Annotated in this window: 17 protein-coding genes; all 17 read right to left on the reverse strand. The window is 66.1% G+C overall.

What is annotated here, in order from left to right; genetic code table 11:
- Positions 1-38: 38 nt before the first annotated feature.
- A complete protein-coding gene (locus ACWICV_RS09450) occupies positions 39-683 on the reverse strand; it encodes a PaaI family thioesterase (RefSeq protein WP_454090357.1) in 645 nt (214 codons plus the stop codon).
- The gene (locus ACWICV_RS09455) at positions 676-1,851 is read right to left on the reverse strand and encodes a lipid-transfer protein (protein ID WP_454090356.1); all 1,176 of its coding nucleotides are present in this window, start codon (positions 1,849-1,851) and stop codon (positions 676-678) included. Before ACWICV_RS09455 ends, ACWICV_RS09450 begins: the two co-directional genes overlap by 8 nt.
- Positions 1,848-2,279, reverse strand: a complete 432-nt coding sequence (locus ACWICV_RS09460; protein WP_454090355.1) for a MaoC family dehydratase — start codon at positions 2,277-2,279, stop codon at positions 1,848-1,850. The genes ACWICV_RS09455 and ACWICV_RS09460 overlap by 4 nt, the downstream gene beginning before the upstream one ends.
- Positions 2,276-2,728, reverse strand: a complete 453-nt coding sequence (locus ACWICV_RS09465; RefSeq protein WP_454090354.1) for a Zn-ribbon domain-containing OB-fold protein — start codon at positions 2,726-2,728, stop codon at positions 2,276-2,278. The genes ACWICV_RS09460 and ACWICV_RS09465 overlap by 4 nt, the downstream gene beginning before the upstream one ends.
- Positions 2,728-3,246 (reverse strand): FAS1-like dehydratase domain-containing protein, encoded by a 519-nt coding sequence (locus tag ACWICV_RS09470; protein WP_454090353.1) that lies wholly within the window; start codon positions 3,244-3,246, stop codon positions 2,728-2,730. The genes ACWICV_RS09465 and ACWICV_RS09470 overlap by 1 nt, the downstream gene beginning before the upstream one ends.
- On the reverse strand, positions 3,243-4,955 hold the full coding sequence (locus tag ACWICV_RS09475; protein ID WP_454090352.1) for an AMP-binding protein: 1,713 nt from the start codon (positions 4,953-4,955) through the stop codon (positions 3,243-3,245). Before ACWICV_RS09475 ends, ACWICV_RS09470 begins: the two co-directional genes overlap by 4 nt.
- Entirely contained in the window at positions 4,952-6,466 is a 1,515-nt protein-coding gene (locus ACWICV_RS09480; protein WP_454090351.1) for an MFS transporter, read from the reverse strand. Before ACWICV_RS09480 ends, ACWICV_RS09475 begins: the two co-directional genes overlap by 4 nt.
- Complete coding sequence (locus ACWICV_RS09485) at positions 6,463-7,599, reverse strand: acyl-CoA dehydrogenase family protein (protein WP_454090350.1); 1,137 nt, start codon at positions 7,597-7,599, stop codon at positions 6,463-6,465. The genes ACWICV_RS09480 and ACWICV_RS09485 overlap by 4 nt, the downstream gene beginning before the upstream one ends.
- Complete coding sequence (locus tag ACWICV_RS09490) at positions 7,596-8,777, reverse strand: acyl-CoA dehydrogenase family protein (RefSeq protein ID WP_365942812.1); 1,182 nt, start codon at positions 8,775-8,777, stop codon at positions 7,596-7,598. Before ACWICV_RS09490 ends, ACWICV_RS09485 begins: the two co-directional genes overlap by 4 nt.
- Positions 8,778-9,540: 763 nt before the next feature.
- On the reverse strand, positions 9,541-10,143 hold the full coding sequence (locus ACWICV_RS09495; protein ID WP_454090349.1) for a TetR/AcrR family transcriptional regulator: 603 nt from the start codon (positions 10,141-10,143) through the stop codon (positions 9,541-9,543).
- Positions 10,144-10,292: 149 nt separating this feature from the next.
- Positions 10,293-11,183 (reverse strand): MaoC/PaaZ C-terminal domain-containing protein, encoded by an 891-nt coding sequence (locus ACWICV_RS09500; RefSeq protein ID WP_402471413.1) that lies wholly within the window; start codon positions 11,181-11,183, stop codon positions 10,293-10,295.
- Positions 11,184-11,392: 209 nt separating this feature from the next.
- Positions 11,393-11,734, reverse strand: coding sequence for a hypothetical protein (locus ACWICV_RS09505; RefSeq protein WP_454090348.1), 342 nt, complete (start codon positions 11,732-11,734; stop codon positions 11,393-11,395).
- Positions 11,735-12,052: 318 nt separating this feature from the next.
- Positions 12,053-13,540 (reverse strand): MFS transporter, encoded by a 1,488-nt coding sequence (locus ACWICV_RS09510; RefSeq protein WP_365942817.1) that lies wholly within the window; start codon positions 13,538-13,540, stop codon positions 12,053-12,055.
- 116 nt (positions 13,541-13,656) lie between these two features.
- Positions 13,657-15,123: an aldehyde dehydrogenase family protein gene (locus ACWICV_RS09515; protein ID WP_454090347.1), complete on the reverse strand. Its 1,467-nt coding sequence runs from the start codon at positions 15,121-15,123 to the stop codon at positions 13,657-13,659.
- The gene (locus ACWICV_RS09520) at positions 15,120-15,554 is read right to left on the reverse strand and encodes a Zn-ribbon domain-containing OB-fold protein (protein WP_365942819.1); all 435 of its coding nucleotides are present in this window, start codon (positions 15,552-15,554) and stop codon (positions 15,120-15,122) included. Before ACWICV_RS09520 ends, ACWICV_RS09515 begins: the two co-directional genes overlap by 4 nt.
- 18 nt (positions 15,555-15,572) lie before the next feature.
- Positions 15,573-16,778: a thiolase family protein gene (locus ACWICV_RS09525; protein ID WP_454090346.1), complete on the reverse strand. Its 1,206-nt coding sequence runs from the start codon at positions 16,776-16,778 to the stop codon at positions 15,573-15,575.
- 45 nt (positions 16,779-16,823) lie between these two features.
- Positions 16,824-17,636, reverse strand: a complete 813-nt coding sequence (locus tag ACWICV_RS09530; protein ID WP_402471422.1) for a VOC family protein — start codon at positions 17,634-17,636, stop codon at positions 16,824-16,826.
- Positions 17,637-17,638: the final 2 nt, after the last annotated feature.

Below are 17,638 nucleotides of genomic sequence, written 5' to 3' on the forward strand. Positions count from 1 at the left end.
CCCGCCCCGACGGGCTTGCCCAGCCCTGGTCGGCTTGCTCAGCTTTGCTCCGGCTGGCTCTCGCGCGGCGGCACCCACAGCCCGCGGGCCTGGGCCACCACCTGGCCGCCGGCCTCGATCTGGCCCCTGACCCAAATCTTGCGGCCATCGATTTCCTCCACCCACGCAGAAAGCTCCAGCTGCTCGAACAATGGCACCGCATGGTCGTAGTCCACGGTCAGCGACCGGGTGAAGATCCACTGCGCCACCGTGCCAGCGGCATAGCCCATCAGATGGTCCAGCAGCGTGGCCACCCATCCCCCGTGCACCCGGCCCGGAGGCCCCTGGTAGGGCAGGCCCAGCCGGGTGGTGGTGCGCACCCGGTTCGGCCCGTCCATGCGCATTGAAATCGGCGGGGCGATCGGGTTCAGCACCCCGGACACCGGCGAGCGGTCCATGTAGTCCTCGCCGCGCTCGCCGAAGGGGTCCAGCACCATGTCCTGCTCCTCGATGACAGCGCCGCGCAGCAGTTCAAGCACCCCGTCCAGGCGCTCGCCCAACTCCTGCGCTACTTCGGTGTCCACCGGAAGCCGGACCATCGCATCGAGCAGCTCGCGCACCTGCCCGGCGGCGTCCAGCAGCTTCTCCCCGCCAGCGGCCCGAACCTGCCTTCCGCCGTCCGGCAGGGCCACCTGCCTAGTCATTGCCAAGGATCAATGCGCTCGTCGGCACGCCGGTGCCGGCGGTGACCAGCACGTTGCGGGCGTTGTCCACCTGGTTCACCGCGGTGCCGCGCAACTGGCGAACGCCCTCGGCGATACCGTTCATGCCGTGGATGTAGGCTTCGCCCAGCTGGCCGCCGTTGGTGTTGATCGGCAGCCGCCCACCCAGCTCGATGGCACCGTTCTTGATGAAGTCCTTCGCCTCGCCGCGGCCGCAGAAGCCGAATTCCTCCAGCTGCGCGAGCACGAACGGGGTGAAGTGGTCGTAGAGCACCGCGGTGTCGATGTCCTCCGGGCGCAGCCCGGTGTCGTTCCACAGCTGGCGTGCCACGTTGCCCATTTCCGGCAGTGCGCGGTCGCCGTCCTTGCGGTAGTAGCTGACCATGGTGTGCTGGTCGTAGGCCGCGCCCTGGGCGGCGGCGCGGATGGTCACTGCCTTGCCCGGCAGGTCCTTGGCCCGTTCCGGGGTGGTGATGACGAAGGCCTGGCCGCCGTCGGATTCCTGGCAGCAGTCCAGCAGGTGCAGCGGGTCGGCGATCCAGCGCGAGTTCTGGTGGTCTTCGAGGGTGATCGGCTTCTCGTAGAACCAGGCCTTGGGGTTGGTGGCCGCGTGCTTGCGGTCTGCCACCGCCACACGGCCGAAGTCCTCGGAGGTTGCGCCGGTCAGGTGCATGTAGCGCTGGGCGAACATGCCGACCCAGGAGGCCGGGGTCATCAGGCCGAAGGGCAGGGTCCAGGCGTAGGCTGCGGCACGGGCATCCGGGGCCATGCCCGCGGTGCTCATCGCCTGCCCGAAGCGCGCGCCGGAGCGCTCGTTGAAGGCGCGGTAGCAGACCACGGTCTTGGCCACGCCGGTGGCCACTGCCATCGCCGCGTGCAGGATGGTGCCGGCTGCGGCACCTCCCCCGTAGTCCACATGGCTGAAGAAGTTCAGCTCCTTGCAGCCCAGGCCGCGGGCCACCTCGATGGCCGGGTTGGTGTCCATGGAGTAGGTGACCATGCCATCCACATCATGCGGGTCCACCCCGGCGTCGCGGCAGGCGGCCAGTGCGGCTTCCTGGGCCAGCTGCAGCTCGGAACGCCCGGAGTTCTTGGAGAACTCGGTGGCGCCGATGCCTACGATCACTGCCTTGTTCAGCAGGTTGCTCATGCCGATTCCCCTTTCGATGGGATCACGAGGTCTACGGTGCCCGTTACATGCGGGCCCAGGGAGTTGGTGCCGATGACCTTCACCACGACGTTGTCCCCGTCGACCGAGTCGACGGTGCCGTTGAAGGCCATTTCATCGCCCGGGAAATTGGTGGCGCCCAGGCGGATGTTGATCCGGCCCACGCGGGCAGCTGGTCCGGCCCATTCGCCCACGTACCGGTTGACCAGCGCGTTGGTGGTCAGGATGTTCATGAAGACGTTCGGCGTGCCAGCCGCCTGTGCCACGTCCTTGTCGTGGTGCACCTTCTGGAAGTCGCGGGTGGCGATGGCGCCGGTGACGATCAGCGTCGCGGTGATCGGGATGCGCAGCTCGGGCAGCTGGGCGCCGGCCTCGATGCCGGCGCGGGCGGCGGTATCTACGGTGCTCATGCGGCGCCCCCTGCCGGACGGGCGACCGGCAGGACCAGATCAGCGTCCATGCGCTCGGCGGTCACGTGCACCGGCATGCCGATCTGCACGTCCTCGTTGGCCACGCCCTCGAGGTTCATGACCACGCGGGCGCCTTCCTCCAGCTCCACCACTGCCACGATGTAGCCCGGCTCGAACGGCGGGACGATCGGGTGGTACATGACCACGTAGCTGTGCAGGATGCCGCGGCCGGACATGGTCTTCGGGGACCAGTGCAGCGAGTTGCACTGAGGGCACATCGGTACCGGCGGGTGGCGCAGCTCGTTGCAGTCGTCGCAATGCTGGATGGACAGTTCGCCGCGCTCGTTCAGGGACTCGAAGAAGAAGGCGTTGTCCAGGTTGATGGCCGGGCGGGGACGCAGGGCCTGGCTCTTGGCCGTGGCGACGGTCTCGGTCAGCGTTTCGCTCATTACGAGTTCCTCTTTTCAGGGTTGTACCACAGGGTGCGGAAGCGCATGGTGCCCACGCGTTCGCCCTGCTGGTCGGTGTAGGTGGTCAGGGTGGTGATGAAGTAGCCCTCGCCCAGGCCCGTCTGCTTGGGGCCCACGAAGGTCTCGACCTTCTCGCTGGCGGTCAGCAGGTCGCCGGGGACCAGGTAGCGGTCGTATTCCTGGTCGCAGTTCACCGCCACGACCTTCGGGTAGCCGCAGTCGGCCAGGTGGGCGTAGGCACGGTCCACATCGGATTCGATGTCCGGGTCCGAGGGGTTGATCATGTTCCAGACCTGCAGCGCCGAGGGCGGGGCCACGACGTCCGGGTGCCCGGCGGCGCGGGCGGCTTCCGGGTCCAGGTAGATCGGGTTGGTTTCCTCCATTGCGTCGCACAGGTGGTGGATCATCGGCCGGTTGACCTCGTCGCGGGCGACGCTGATCCGTTCGTTGCCGGCGGCGATCATCTCACCGATCAGGACATGGGGATCCTGGCTCATACTTTCTCCTTAATCGTCGTTTCGGCTGGCTTCAGCGGCAGCAGGTGGGCGCGGCCGTTCTGCTCGAACAGGGCCTCCAGCTGCGCCAGGGCGTTCTCATCCAGCACCTCGAAGGCGATGTCCCTTCCGGGGCGGTGGAAGACGTTCTCGTTCACCAGCCAGGCGTCGCGGCGCAGGCTGGGCTTGTTGATCTTCTGGGTGGCGGTCACCGGCACGTCGGAAACCACCGACAGGAAGCGCGGGGCCCACTTGGTGCCCAGATCCGGCTGGGCTTCCAGGAAGGCGGCGAAGTCCGCCGGGTCGAAGCTCTCGGGGTCCTCGAACTGCAGGGTGGCCATCACCTGGTCGCCGGTGCGGGCGTCGGGCACCGGGTAGACGGCGGCCAGCGTGACGCCCGGGTAGCGCGAGAGCACGCGTTCCACCGGGGCGGCGGAGAAGTTCTCGCTGTCCACGCGCAGCCGGTCCGAGGTGCGTCCGGCAAAGTAGAAGAAGCCTGCCTCGTCGCGGTAGGCCAGATCCCCGGTGAGGAAGGCGGTGCCGCGCACCCGCTCGGCCACCGCTTCGGGGTTCTTGTAGTAGCCCTCGAACAGGGCGGCACCGGTGAGGTTCACCAGTTCACCGATGGCTTCCTCGGCGTTCAGCAGGCGCCCGTTCTCGGAGAAGACCGCCGGCGGGCACGGTTCCATGGTGGCCGGGTTGACCACCGCGGCGTCCATGCCTTCCGGGGCGACGCCCAGCGCGCCGGCCGGGCAGTCGTCGGTGCGCTTCAGGGTCAGCCCGCCCTCGGAGGCGCCGTAGCTTTCGGTCGGCCAGACCCCGAAGCGGCGGTGGAATTCGGCCAGGTCGAATTCGCTGGCTTCGGTGCCGAAGCAGGAGCTCAGGTAGGTTTCGGCTTCGGCGGCCTTCTCCGGCTGCGCCAGCAGGTAGGACAGCGAGCGTCCCACATAGTTGAAGTAGGTGGCCTTGTAGCGCATCAGGTCAGGCAGGAACCCGGAGGCGGAGAACTTGCGGGCCAGGGCGAAGGTGCCGCCGGTGTACAGCGGGTTGGCCCAGCAGGCGAAGATGCCGTTGCCGTGGAACAGCGGCATGGAGTTGTAGCTGACATCCTGCCGGCCCAAACCCATGTGCTGGAATTGCGCGGTGCGGAACAGCCGCCCGGTGCTGCAGATGACAGCCTTCGGATCCCCGGTGGAACCGGAGGTGAACAGCAGCAGCAGCGTGGTGTCCGGGTCCGCGGCGGCCGGAGCGTCAGGGCTTGGCAGATGGCGCAGGGCATCGAGTTCGCGGGCGTACTCGGCGGTTTCGATGTAGCGCGTGCGCGCAGCCGGCACCCCGGAGTCCACCGAGTTGAAGTAGCCTTCCAGCTCGCGGGTGGTCAGCAGGATCTCCACGTCGGTGTAGGCGATGTCGCGGGCCAGTTCCTCGCCGCGGCGGGTGAGGTTGATGCCCACCACGGTGGCGCCGGCGTAGGCCGCGCCGCCGATGGCGAAGAGGTATTCCGGGTCGTTTTCCAGCATCACGCCCACGTGGAAGGGCTTGCCTTCGTCGTGCAGCGAGAGCATCAGGTGGGCGCGCAGCTTGCATTCGGCCACGACTTCGGCCCAGGTCCAGATGCGGCCTTCGAAGAGCAGGCCGGGGTGGTGGTCCTCGGCTCGCAGGTCAAGTAGATCTCTGGTAGTTTGAAGCTTCGTTTCGAGAACGGTGTTCATTGATAATCCTTAAGGGTGAGGTTGGAGACCTGAGGCTTGCCGCCGTCCGCGCCCGGCTGCTTCGTCGCTGGAATGAAAAGGACCACGACGATGGTCAGCAGGCAGGTGGCGATGAGTACGCCCACGACCAGCAGGAAGCCGGTCATTGAGACGAACGTGTTCTCGCCTGCTGCAACAGGCGAGAACACGAGCAACAGGCCCACGACCGAGGCGGCCACGGCCTGGAAGGCCGTACGGGTCACTGCATTCACGCCCGTGGCGGTACTGGTCTGCTCGGGCAGCACGCATTCGACGATCACGGTCGGCATGCCCGAGTAGAGGAAGCCGGTTCCGAAGATCACCACGACCATGCCGGTGACGACCACCGCGATGCTGGTTGGGTCGATGCACACGATCAGCAGGCCGATGATGGTCAGCAGCGAGCCGATCATCAGGCCCATGCGCGCGCCGAAGCGGCTGGAGATCCGGCCGATCAGCGGCGAGATCGCGAAGGCCGCGGCGGCGGTGATGAAGCCGAGCAGGCCGGTCATGGTGGCGCTCAGCCCCAGGCCCACCGGCAGTTCCATGACGCTGCCGTCCGCCAGCGGGATGCTGTTCGGGTTGCGGTACAGGGTGACGGTGAGGATATTCGTGGTGCCGATCGGGCCGACGGCGATCAGCGCGGTGGCCAGCATGCCCAGGGCGAACTTGCGCTGGGTGAACATCCGCACGTCGATCATCGGTTCGCGGGTGCGCAGCTCCCAGCGGACCCACAGCGCCAGCAGCACCAGTCCGCCGACCAGGTACAGCAGCACCTGCGGGTTGGCGAAGCCCAAGCCCTTGCTCAGGGTCAGCCCGTACAGCGCGCCGGCGATGCCGATGCCGAACGTCAGCCCACCGGCCCAGTCCACATGCACCGCGGAAGCCAGCGATGACTTCGGTTCGCGGGTGATGCCGAAGTGCACCAGCACCGCGGCCACGCAGGCGAAGATTGCCGCGGTCCAGAAGATCCAGTGCCAGGTGGCGTAGTCCAGGAACAACCCTCCGCCGAGCATGCCGCCGGCTCCGGCGATTAGCGCGGAGGTGGAGACCACCGCGATGCCGGTGCCGATCTTGTGCTCCGGGAAGGTGGAGCGGACCATGCCGATGGCCAGCGGCAGCACCGCACCGGACACGCCCTGCAAGGCGCGGCCGGCGACGAGGACGCCGAAGGTGGGGGCGATGGCGCTGATGATCGAGCCCAGGGCGGAGAGCAGCAGCACCCAGACCAGGATCTTGCGCCGGCCGAACTGGTCGCCGAGGCGTCCGACGAAGCTGGTGGCCAGCGCCGCGACCAGCGAGTAGGAGGTGACCACCCAGACCAGCTGGGAGAGGTCTGCGGTGAAGAACTCGCCCGGGGTGTACAGCAGCTGCACCGCCATGGAGGTCTCGAAGGCCGCGACCACCTCGGCGATCACCAGGATCGCCAGCACCCCGGCCACGCTCTGCCCGGCGTGGGTGCGGGCCTTGCCCGCGGTGGCTGGTGCGCTCATGCGCTCTCTCCGTCCAGGATGACTGCTGCGAGTTCTTCGGATACCTGTCCTGCGGTGCCCCAGAGCACGTCCAGTTCGCGCATCCACAGGAAGAAGCGGTGGATGTGGTTGTCCAGGTCGGCGCCCATGCCGCCGTGCAGATGCTGGGTGGTGTGCACCACGCGGAATCCGGCCTCGCGGGCCAGCCAGGATGCGCCCAGGGCGGCTTCGGCCCCGTCGCCATCGTGGTCCAGCTGCCAGGCGGCGTCGATGGTGGACAGCCAGGTGGTTTCGGTGTCGATGAACGCGTCCGCCGCACGCAGGGCCACCCCCTGGTTGGTGGCGATGGCGCGCCCGAACTGCTTGCGCTCGTTGGTGTACGCGGCGGTGCGGCGCAGTGCCTCGGCGCCCACGCCGGACATGAGTGCGGCCGCCGCGGTGAGCAGGCGCAAACGGATCCACGCGGCCGCCTGCCCGGTGCCGCGGTTGGCCCCGATCAGGTCCGAGGCCTGCACCTGGACGCCGGCAAAGGCCAGCTCGGCGTGCTGCTGGCGGGACAGCCCGTGGTACTCGTCCAGGGTGATGCCCGCGCGGTTCGCCTCGATCAGCGCGGTCAGCTCACCGGCCTCGGTGTGGAACTGCACCATTAGGTGGGTGGCCGACGGAACCAGGTATCCCAGCTCGATGGCCCCGTCCAGCACCCAGCCCTCGCCGGAAGCGGTGCCGTTGACACGGCGGCGCACCTCGGGTTGCAGCGCGGCGATGCGCACCGAGCCGGCGCCAATGCCTTCGAGCAGCTGCTCGTGGCCTCCGAATTCGGCGATGGCCAGGGCCGCGACGGCGGTGGTGATGAAGGGGACGCGGCCCAGGGTGCGTCCCTGTTCGCGGGCGACGAGCGCCAGCCCGGCCATACCCAGTCCCGGTTCGTCCTCGCCCATGGGCAGCAGCGCGTCGATCAGCCCGGACTCGGCGATTTGGCTCCACAGGGCCGCATCGTAGGCGACTCTTGCCTTTTCGCCGGCGGCGTTGAGTTCGTCGGTGCCCAGCGAGGAGAAGATCTGCGCGGCGAGGTCGGCCAGGCCCTGCTGGTCCTCGTCCAGGGCGAACTCCATGCTCGGGGCCTCAATGGTGTTGTTCATGCTCGCGGTGCTCAACGTGCGCTCCTTGCCATGCCGAGGGTGGTCCAGGCGACGATTTCGCGCTGGATTTCGGCGACTCCCCCGCCGAAGGTATTGATCTGCGCGCCGAGGTTCATCAGTGCCAGGCGTCCGGTGTCGAAGTTCCACGGGGCATCGGAGATGCGGGTGGCGGTGCCACCCACGATCTCCAGCAACGACCGGTACACGTCGATCACGGTTTCGGTGGCGAAGACCTTGGCCGCGGAGGCCGAGCCCGGATCCAGCGATCCCTGCGCGGTGGTCTCCACGAGTTTCCAGTTCATCAAGCGCATGGCGCGCAGCCGGGCGGTTGAGGTGGCCAGCAGCGAGCGGACCCAGGGCTCATCGCCCAGCGGGGTGCCGTCGGCGGTGACCTGGTCCTTGAGCCATGTGCGAACCTCGTCCAGCTGACCTTCGCAGATGCCGCTGAAGGCGGCCAGGCCCACGCGCTCGTGGTTCAGCTGGGTGGTGATCAGTTTCCAGCCTTCGTTTTCCTTGCCCACGACGTTGGTGAGCGGAACCCGGATGTTGTCGTAGTAGGTGGCGGTGGTGCTGAAGCCGCCCACGGTATGGATCGGGGTGGCGGAGAAGCCCGGGTCGCTGGTCGGCACCAGGATCAGCGAGATGCCCTTGTGCTTCGGGGCATCGGGATCGGTGCGGGCGGCCAGCCAGATCCAGTCGGCGCCGTCGCCGCCGGAAGTGAAGACCTTGGAGCCGTTGATGACGTACTCGTCGCCGTCGCGCACGGCGCGGGTGGTGAGCGAGGCCAGATCGGTGCCAGCCTCCGGTTCGGTGTAGCCGATGGACACCACCAGCTCGCCGGCGAGGATCTTGGGCAGGAAATAGTCCTTCTGCTCTTGGCTGCCATGGCTCATCAGGGTCGGGCCCACGGTAGTCATGGTGATCATCGGGATCGGGGCGTCGGCGCGGTAGGCCTCGTCATAGAAGACGAACTGCGCGGCCGGGCCGCGGCCCTGGCCTCCATACTCGACGGGCCATCCGATGCCAAGCCATCCGTCCTGGCCCATCTGCCGTTGCACTGCGGAGTGGACCGGTCCCCCGGCCTCACCTTCTTGCTTCAAGCCCGCGCGCACCTCGTCGGTGAGGAGCGCGGCGAAATAGGAGCGAAGCTCCTCGCGGAGTGACCGTATCTCCGTGGAAGAACGTAAATGCATTACGTTGCCTTTCGTCTTTGACTAGGCGATTACCGTAAGTAACGGTGGAATGTGATCCAGATTACTTACCGGCCGACAAGCAATCAATATCTTGCGCACAGCAGATTCTTGAGCTAGTCCCGGAGGAATCCCAGAGGGAAAATATTTCTTTCCGCAGCGGCTTTGCCGTGGGGAATCCGGACGGCAGATGAGAAGAACGGCGATTCTTTCTGCAGGCCCAAGCCCTGCGATATTGATCCCGCAAGCCGGATCCACGGCAGATGCAGCCAGTCGCGAAGGAGCAGCGGAGCATCTGCAGAATAGAAACTAGAACCTTATTGCAGTTCAGTTGCCATTTGGTCGGCATCCCCAGTCCTGATCGGCCATGGGCGGCGCCCCTTGCGGCGACCCTTGAGTCAGGACTTGGACCGCTGCGGGCCGCGCTGGAGACCGCGGGCGGAAAGCGTTGCCGAAGCTGAAGAATCGAGAATCTTCCAGCGCCGAGACTGCCCGAAAACTCGGCGGAATATGGCAAACGGATCCCATGGGAATCCTGCAGTCCCGGTTATTGAGACGAAAAATCCCCCGGAAATTTTTCCGGGGGAAGATCGGTGGCATAAAACTGCCGAAGCTACGCGATCAACGAGGGATTTGCTCGTAATAAACCCGCTAGTTCGGGCCTTCGGAAGGTGGTCGGCATTGGTCCTCTGACGAACGCCGGCTAGCGGTTCGGCAGTCTCATTTCACCAGGCACCCCAGCGTGCCAGCTTGTCTGGCCGAAGAGTCAGTGGGCGGTAGTGGAGTCGAGTGCTTCGCGGATGAAGCCGTAGACGATCTCGCGTCGCCGCGCGGACTTCATCCCGGGGACCACCATGCGGTCATCTGTGAAGACCATCTCCCGATGCAGCATGTCCATGACCAGGATGGCCTTCACCTGGTCTTCGTCGCTCATGTCCGGGAGCATGGCCAGCTCCATGGTGCGGAGGCGATGGTACTCAATCCGCTCCTTGATCTCGTCGGGCAGCCAGGTGTTGTTGCTGCTGCTGGCCAGCACCGCTACGGCGCGGGAATGCGAGAGCAGAACCTGCGAATAGCTGTAGAGGAATTCCCAGCGCCGCTGCGCATCGGGGAACTGCTCGGGCGCCTGCTCCAGCAGGTCGTCAATGGCGTCCAGCAGTGGAGAGAGGATCCCGGAGAGGATATCGGCCTTGCTCTTGAAGTGGTAGTACAGTGCGGCTTTGGTGAAATCCAGTTGCGCTGCGATGGCGCTGAGCGGGGTTCCCGCATAGCCATGCTCGAGAAACAAGTCGGTGGCTATTGCCAGGATCTTTTCGCGACTGCCCTGCTTTTCGCCAGACGGCTTCGTGGTGCGTTGCTCAGTCTTCACGTTCTTGGTTCCTATGCTATGGATTCTCCACCCGATCATATCGGGTACGCGCAGTGCTACTGAGCCGTCGATTTCCTGCGGAATAATTCACCGCCCCCGGCCGGCCGTCATCGGCGGCCGGGGGCGGCTGAAGATCCAGGAACTGCCGGTTAGTTCGCGGCGGCATCCTGGAGTTCGACGGCATCCTGCGCTATCGCGGCGGCAGCGGTGGCGACTCCACGGTCCAGTACGATCTTCCCGTCGGCGAGCACCTGGAACAACGCGCCGTCAGGGGTGTTCCATATGAGCGTTTCCAGCTTCTGCCCCGGGAAGACCGGGGCGGCGAAGCGTGCAGTGATCGAGCCCAGGCCGCGCTCGGCCAGCAGCGTCGAGTTGCGCACCAGCGCGAGGGCCGCCATGCCGTAGGTGCACAGGCCATGCAACACCGGCCGGGGGAAGCCTACCCTGCTTGCCAACACCGGATCGGAGTGCAGCGGGTTGCGGTCGCCGTTCAGGCGGTAGAGCAGGGCCTGGTCCACGCTGGTCGCCTGCTCGATAACCTCGTCGGGTTCGGTCCCCGGCTCTGCCCAGCCGCCGGTGCCTTCCGGGCGCGGGCCGTAGCCGGTTTCGCCGCGGATGACCATGGAGGTTACGGTGGTGGCAACCAGTTGCCCCTCGTGGTCCAACAGTTCGGTGGTCAATTCGATGATGGCGTTTTTGCCCTGGTCATATACGGCACTCATGAAACTGCGCGGGGTAACGCTACCCTCCGAAGGTAGTTCTCGATGCAGGACCAGCGACTGCCCGCCATGCAGGATCTGTTGCAGCTTGAAGTCCCCGAGATGGTCCATCGAACCGCCGCTGCCGCCGAGGACGACAGCGAAGGTCGGGAAGACCTTTTGCTGGACGCCGAAGGAGTTCTCCGTCGTGTATTCGATTTCCTTGGTTGCGTCGGGACGCCCGGCTCCGATACTTAACGCATATAGCAGCGCCGAATCGCGGTCCCAGGTGACGGTTTCCCCTACGCTGACCTTGCCGATATTCTCTGTAAAAATTGCCATACTCTTGCCTCTCCAGCCCGTTCATCTATGACGCGAGTCACTCATTCCATCAAGACTATAACTGGATTCTAGTTTTCGTCTATGGCTTGAAGGGAATTCGGGCCTTGGCCGCGCACGAACCGACGAAGCCAATCCCCAGGACTCCGCCTGCCGTCGCGCAACTAGGACATCGAGCAGAAGCCGCGGCCTGGGCGCCGCGAGCATAGGCCTCAGCCTAGCGCGTCGGTTCGGCGGTTCCTGCTATGCACGATCGCCAACGCCACCCACAACACCACGAGGAGCGCTGCAAATTGCGCCGCAACGAGCGCCGGAACTGGCATGGCCGCGGTAGACACGGCCAGCACCGCGATCAAGGTCGCAGTGCAGGCCACGATACCCACGAAGAACCCAGCTGAGTTCGGCCCACGGCTCACCCGCGCGGTCGCCACGGTACCGATAGCTACCGCAGCGCCGGCAGCTATCCATGATGCGACACCTGCCCCGAAGGCGCCCAGTGCCACCGCACCGACGGCCAAGACCGCCGCCATCGCGATCCTCATCATCACCGACATACCCATCGCTCCTCCTCCTGCACAACCGATCACTTTGAGCCTGCGGGGCAACCATCGAGGTCCTGCTCCATTCCTGGATGCGCCCGCATTTCCAACGTATCTAACTTATTTAGCTTAATCCAGAGCATTTCAACCGTATTTTCTTCTACACCCTCATACTTAAGTAGGATCGCGCCGAGGCCGGGAGTTCGGTAGGGCAGCACCAGTCCGCGCCCCGCCAACCCCGGTTGCCTGCGCGCACAGCGAAGACCGGCCCAGCTCCGTTGCGAAACAGAGCTGGGCCGGTCTTGTTCGGCGTTGGGGCGGTGCTACCGGCGGCTAGACCAGATCATCAGCTGGTTGCGCCTGCTTCGGCAGCTGCATGGCGGCATCTTGAGGCACCCAGACTTTCGGAGTGCGGCTGAGCATGAACGCGATCAACAGCGCCGCGAGCCCGAAAACTGCCACGAAGCCGAAGGCCTGGAAGACCCCTTGCTCCCCCACCGCGGTGGTAACCGGATCCTGGTGGCGGGCCAGCAGGTAGGCGCCGACGGCGGTAGCCACGGACTGGCCAATGTTGCGCACCATGGTGTTGGTTCCGGCGCTCTCCGAGGTATGCGTCTCTGGAACCGCCTCGATCAGCACGTTGGGCAGGGCACCAAAGGTCAGGGCGATGCCCACCGAGTTGACGGACATGGCCACCAGGAACGCCAGCAGGCTGCCCAGGGTGAACATGATCGCGGTGACAGCGGCCAGCATCAGCAGCAGGCCGGTGATGAACACGAAGCGGGCGTTGAACGCCTGGGCGAGCTTGCCGCCCAGCGGGGAGAAGAAGTAGCCCAGCAATGCGGTGCCGCCGCTGAACAGGCCCGCTGTGGTGGCGGAGAAGCCCAGGCCGAAGCCCATTTCCGCGGGGTACTGCAGCACGTACTGGCTCGGCACCGCCATGCCGCCGATCGGTCCAACCGCTGCCAGGAAGGTGGCAGCCATGGCCAGGGCGATCTGGCGGTTTTTGAACATCTGCAGGTTCACGATCGGGCGCTGGCAACGCAGTTCCCACCAGACCCACATTGCGACGACCGCCAGGCCAGCGAGCAACAGCCCGCCGCCGCCAAGCGAGGCCCATCCGGCCTTGGAACTGTTGGACAGGCCAAGCAGGATGCCCGAAGCACCCACCGGCAGCAGCAGCGCCCCGGCGATATCCAGCCGGCCCGAGGTGGTTTCGCGCGGCTTGTCCTTCGGGAGCACCACGAGCACCGCGATGACCGCCAGCACCGCCAGCAGGCCGGCGAACAGGAAGATTCCGTGCCAGGAGAAGGTGTCGATCATCAGGCCGGCAATCAGCGCCCCGCCGGCGCCGGCGATCAGCGCGGAGGCGCCGATCATGGACACGCCCACGGGCAGTTTCTTCTCTTGGAGGTGCTCGCGAGCCAGGCCGAAGGCCAGCCCCATGACGGCACCGGCCGCACCCTGGATGCCGCGGCCGAGGATGATCATTTCAAGGCTGCTGCCGACCAGCGAGATCAGCGAGCCGATGGCGGCCAGAGCCAGCACCACCACCATCACCCGGCGCCGGCCGTACAGGTCGCCGAAGCGCCCGCCGAGCAGCGCCGCCGACGCGGACACCAGAAGGTAGATGGTCACGACCCAGGCTACGGCATTCGCATCCACGTGGAAGTCGGCCATGAGCGTCGGGAGGGTTACGTACATCATTGAGAGCTCGAACGCTGAAACAATCTCGGTCAGCACCAAGACCGCGACTACCGCCACGAATCCCGGAGCCGATGCACGCGTCGCACTCAGCTTTGGGGGCCTAGCTTGAGACATCTTTGTCCTGCCTTATCCGCGCCGGAACGGCGCTTTGAGGGGTCACCTAGGCACCCTCCGGACAGGACGCCCGGGCAAGGCCATGCGGTGATGTTCTTGCCCGAGCGGGCAGCTGCTTAGCGGGTTGCGATACCCACTGACTTGGTCCAGAAGAACTCTTCCAGACCTTCAAGTCCGCCTTCGTTTCCGATGCCGGAGTGGCCGATGCCGCCGAAGGGGCGTTCGGCCGTGGCGTTGAAGGCGCCGTTGACTGCGATCTCGCCGGTCTCCATCGACTCGGCCAGGCGCAGCCCCCTTCCCAGATCGGCGGTCCAGATGTACCCCGAAAGCCCGTAATCCGTGCCGTTGGCGATCTGGAGCGCGTGCTCCTCGTCGCGGAACGGGATCACCGCCAGCACCGGCCCGAACACCTCATTCTGCGCCAGCGACCCGTCAGGGTCCACGTCAGCCACGATGGTTGGCGGGTAGTAGAAGCCCTGGGCGAGTTCCCCGCCCAGGCGTTGCCCGCCGGTGACCAGGCGGCCGCCTTCTTCCAGTGCCTGGCCGAGCATCGAGTCCATGCGGTCGATGGCGTCCTGGTTGATGACCGGTCCGCACATGGTGTATTCGCCGGCGGGATCCCCGATGGGGAACTGCTCCGCCGCCTGCACGACCTTGCCGATGAATTGCTCGTACACCGATTCCTGCACCAGCAGGCGGGTCGGCAGCGCGCAGGCCTGGCCGCTCATCATGCCGAAAGCGAAGAACGCGGCGTGCCCGGCGGCCTTGTCCAGGTCCGCGTCCTCGAAGACCAGGTTGGCCGACTTGCCGCCCAGCTCCAGGATCATCGGCTTGAAGGTCTTGGCGCAGGAGGCGGCGATCGCCTGTGCGGTCGCCGGTCCGCCGGTGAAGGTGATCTTCTTGACCAGGCGGTGCTCGACCAGCGCGGCGCCGGCGGAGGGGCCGCCGGGAACGATGTTGATCGCTCCGTCCGGGATCCCCGCCTCGCGCGCCAGGTCCGCGAAGGCAGTCGGGGTGAACGGTGTCAGCTCGCTGGGCTTGATGACTATGGTGTTGCCCGCGGCCAGCGCGGCCGGGACCTTCATGGCCAGCGACATCAGCGGCGCGTTCCAGGTGATGATGGCGCCGATGACGCCGTAGGGCTGACGCAAGGTGTGGCCGAAGGAGCCGCCAGCTCCGCCATTGCTGGTGATCCGGCCCAGCGGCAGCTTGTCCGCCCAGCCTGCGTAGTAGCGGGTCCACTCCACTGCGGCGGCAACCATGTTCCGGGCGGTGATGCGCGGGGCCCCGTTATCGGCCATGCCGGCGGCGGCCAGCAGCTCGGTGTTCTCCTCCATGAGCTCGGCGAGCTTCATCAGCTTGCGCGAACGCTGCCCGGCAGGCAGGGCACGCCATTCGAGGAACGCTGCATGGGCGGCCTGCACGGCTTGGTCGATCTGCCCGGTTGAGGCCATGGGCACCAGGCCGTTGACCTTTCCGGTGGCCGGATCGATGTGCTCGTGGGTGGTTTCGCTTTCCATGATCACCTGCGCGCCGATGCGCAGGGAAGGGCCTGGCAGCTGGATGCCGGTCTCGATGCTCATGATCCAGTCTCCGGTTCGTAGCGCAGCATGGTGATGTCTCCCTCGGGGTGGTCGCAGAAGACCGGGCGGACCTGCATGCCGATCTCGAGCTGTTCCGGGTCGGCGTTGATGATTTCGGTGGAGAACTTTGGTCCCTCGTCCCACTGGACGATGGCCAGTATCATTTCCTTTGCCGAGGCGAAGTGCGCCGCCGGCGGACGGGTGGCCACAGTGTAGGAGTACAGCGTTCCAGCGCCGGAAATTTCGCGCCATTCGAGGTCATCGGCCAGGGTGCGTGGGGCCAGCGGACGCGGGTAGAAGATGTATTCGTCCAGCGACGGCGAGTACTGGATGCGGATCTTGCGCTCGGCAAGTGCATCCCAGAATGGCCGGGTCAGCGGGGTCGGAACCGGCAGCGGCCGGGACAGGGTTTCCGGGGTGTAGGTGGTCATTTTCTGTGTCTTGCCTTTCTAGTCGCCCTGCAGGATCAGCGCGGTCTGCTCGCTCATGATGCCGCCGTTGCCGCTGACGAACGCGCGGTTGCAGTCGGACACCTGGGCGGCGTTGGCGCGGCCCATGATCTGGCGTGCCCCGTCGATGACGTGGTGCATGCCGCCGGCCACGCCGGCCTGGCCGAAGGACAGCTGCCCGCCGGCGGTGTTCATCGGGAAGTCCCCGCGGAAGGTCAAGTCGTGGTTGGATACGAAATCCATGCCCTTGCCCTTGGGCGCGAAGCCCGCGTCTTCCAGGCTCATCAGCACCGTGATGGAGTAGCAGTCGTAGATGGAGACCATGTCCACCTCCGAGCGGGTGATGCCTGCCATGGAGAAGGCTTGCTCGGCGGCGTGCACCATCGGGGAGGTCATCAAGTCGCGGGCGTAGGTGGGGGTCTTGTACGGCACGCGTTCGCCGAAGCCGGTAATCCATACCGGACGGTTCTTGGACTTCTTGGCCAAATCCGCGTTGCCCACCACCACGGCTGCGCCGCCCTGGCACGGCATGACGATTTCAAGCATGTGCAGCGGGTCGGCAATCATCGGAGAGTTCAGCACATCAGCCACGGTGATCGGCTGGCCGTGGAAGACCGCCTCCGGGGTGGCGCAGGCGTTGGTGCGCTGGTCCACGGCGATCTTGGCCATGGCCCGCTCGTCGTAGCCGAACTCGTAGCCGTAGCGCTTGGCGATCTGCCCGTAGGGGCCGTTCTGCCCGAGGTTGCCGTAGGGGATTTCGAATTCTGCCTGCGGGGAGCCGAAGGCGTTGGAGGATGCGCCGAAGTGCATCTTGTCATCCATCACGAACGGCTTGCGGTCGTCCATCGGGAAGTGGTGGGTGCCCGGGAAGGTCACCAGCACCGCGTCGCACAAGCCCAGCTCCACGGCGGCCGCGGCGCGCCAGATGCCGGCAGCGGATCCCGCGCCGCCCAGGTCCACGATCTCCGCGAAGTTCGCGTCGATGCCGAGGTATTCGGTGACAGTGGACGGCACGAACATGTCCGCTTCGCCGATCATCGGGCTGACTACGCCGTTCACATCCGTGGCGGACAGTCCTGCGTCGTCCAGCGCGGCCTTGGACAGCCGGGCCCACTGTTCCAGGTTGAACGAGGGTTCGCGGGTGAGCTTTCGCTGCGGTGGAAGTTCGCAATAGCCGAGGATGGCTGCTTCGCCTCTCAGTCCCATGAGGTGTCTCCTTAGTGCTAATTCTTTGATAGTGAAGTTCGTGTCTCAGGCGGCGTGCGCACGCTGGCCGGTGAGGATGTCCAGGCCCAGGGCCTGGAATCTGCTTCCGGCACCGCGCAGCGCCTGCAGCAGCCCTGCATCCAGGTCCGGTGCGGGTGCTGATGAGGCGGTGAAGGACAGCGACTGCAGCCCCGGTGGGGCATTCTCGTCAACCCGCAGCACCAGTCTGGAGCCCTGCGGCCAGGAGAACAGCTGGGAGGCCGGGTCGAATTCCAGGCTCGTGACCCGGGCCCCGAGCACCGCGCCCAGCACCAGCCGGGCCTGGGCCGCGTCGCGGATGCTGCCGGCAATGAAGTCCAGCCGTTGCGGAGGATTCTGCGCCGAGGGCTGCTCTTCCCAGGGGCAAGGGGCTGCACCGGGTGCGGTGATGCCGTCGTTGCCGTCCAGAGCCAGCTCGGTCTGCACCAGTTGCACCAGGAATCCCAGTCCGGTGTCCTTGGGATGCAGGAACAGTTCCTTCCACCATTGGTTGTCAAGGTTTTGCAGGATGGTTCGCACCCCGGCGGCGCGGGCGAGCTCCATGGAGGCATGGATGTCCGAGACCTTGAAGGTGATGTGGTGCGGGTTGGCTGCGCCCCCGGTACGGGCCAGGTGCTCGGCAACGAACCCGCCGCCGCCAGCAGGCGGTTGCAGCAGTTCCAGGCGCATGCCCTCGGCCAGTTCCAGCTGGCAGGGGCTGAAGGAGCCCTGGTGGAAACCGGAGACCCAGCGGGCGCCGAGCGTGCGGTGCACGCTGGGCCCGGCGGACTGCCAGGAAGGCACGGCGAAAGCAACATGGTCCAGTTCATGGGCGCTCATGA

The organism is Glutamicibacter sp. NPDC055354 (genome assembly GCF_053644955.1).

Excerpts from the sequence above, each read along its gene's own strand:
- ACWICV_RS09475 (WP_454090352.1), bottom strand. The coding sequence starts at position 4,955 with ATGAACACCGTTCTCGAAACGAAGCTTCAAACTACCAGAGATCTACTT.
- ACWICV_RS09465 (WP_454090354.1), bottom strand. The coding sequence starts at position 2,728 with ATGAGCGAAACGCTGACCGAGACCGTCGCCACGGCCAAGAGCCAGGCC.
- ACWICV_RS09450 (WP_454090357.1), bottom strand. The coding sequence starts at position 683 with ATGACTAGGCAGGTGGCCCTGCCGGACGGCGGAAGGCAGGTTCGGGCC.
- ACWICV_RS09500 (WP_402471413.1), bottom strand. The coding sequence starts at position 11,183 with ATGGCAATTTTTACAGAGAATATCGGCAAGGTCAGCGTAGGGGAAACC.
- ACWICV_RS09530 (WP_402471422.1), bottom strand. The coding sequence starts at position 17,636 with ATGAGCGCCCATGAACTGGACCATGTTGCTTTCGCCGTGCCTTCCTGG.
- ACWICV_RS09490 (WP_365942812.1), bottom strand. The coding sequence starts at position 8,777 with ATGCATTTACGTTCTTCCACGGAGATACGGTCACTCCGCGAGGAGCTT.
- ACWICV_RS09460 (WP_454090355.1), bottom strand. The coding sequence starts at position 2,279 with ATGAGCACCGTAGATACCGCCGCCCGCGCCGGCATCGAGGCCGGCGCC.
- ACWICV_RS09520 (WP_365942819.1), bottom strand. The coding sequence starts at position 15,554 with ATGACCACCTACACCCCGGAAACCCTGTCCCGGCCGCTGCCGGTTCCG.
- ACWICV_RS09455 (WP_454090356.1), bottom strand. The coding sequence starts at position 1,851 with ATGAGCAACCTGCTGAACAAGGCAGTGATCGTAGGCATCGGCGCCACC.
- ACWICV_RS09510 (WP_365942817.1), bottom strand. The coding sequence starts at position 13,540 with ATGTCTCAAGCTAGGCCCCCAAAGCTGAGTGCGACGCGTGCATCGGCT.
- ACWICV_RS09505 (WP_454090348.1), bottom strand. The coding sequence starts at position 11,734 with ATGTCGGTGATGATGAGGATCGCGATGGCGGCGGTCTTGGCCGTCGGT.
- ACWICV_RS09515 (WP_454090347.1), bottom strand. The coding sequence starts at position 15,123 with ATGAGCATCGAGACCGGCATCCAGCTGCCAGGCCCTTCCCTGCGCATC.
- ACWICV_RS09480 (WP_454090351.1), bottom strand. The coding sequence starts at position 6,466 with ATGAGCGCACCAGCCACCGCGGGCAAGGCCCGCACCCACGCCGGGCAG.
- ACWICV_RS09470 (WP_454090353.1), bottom strand. The coding sequence starts at position 3,246 with ATGAGCCAGGATCCCCATGTCCTGATCGGTGAGATGATCGCCGCCGGC.
- ACWICV_RS09525 (WP_454090346.1), bottom strand. The coding sequence starts at position 16,778 with ATGGGACTGAGAGGCGAAGCAGCCATCCTCGGCTATTGCGAACTTCCA.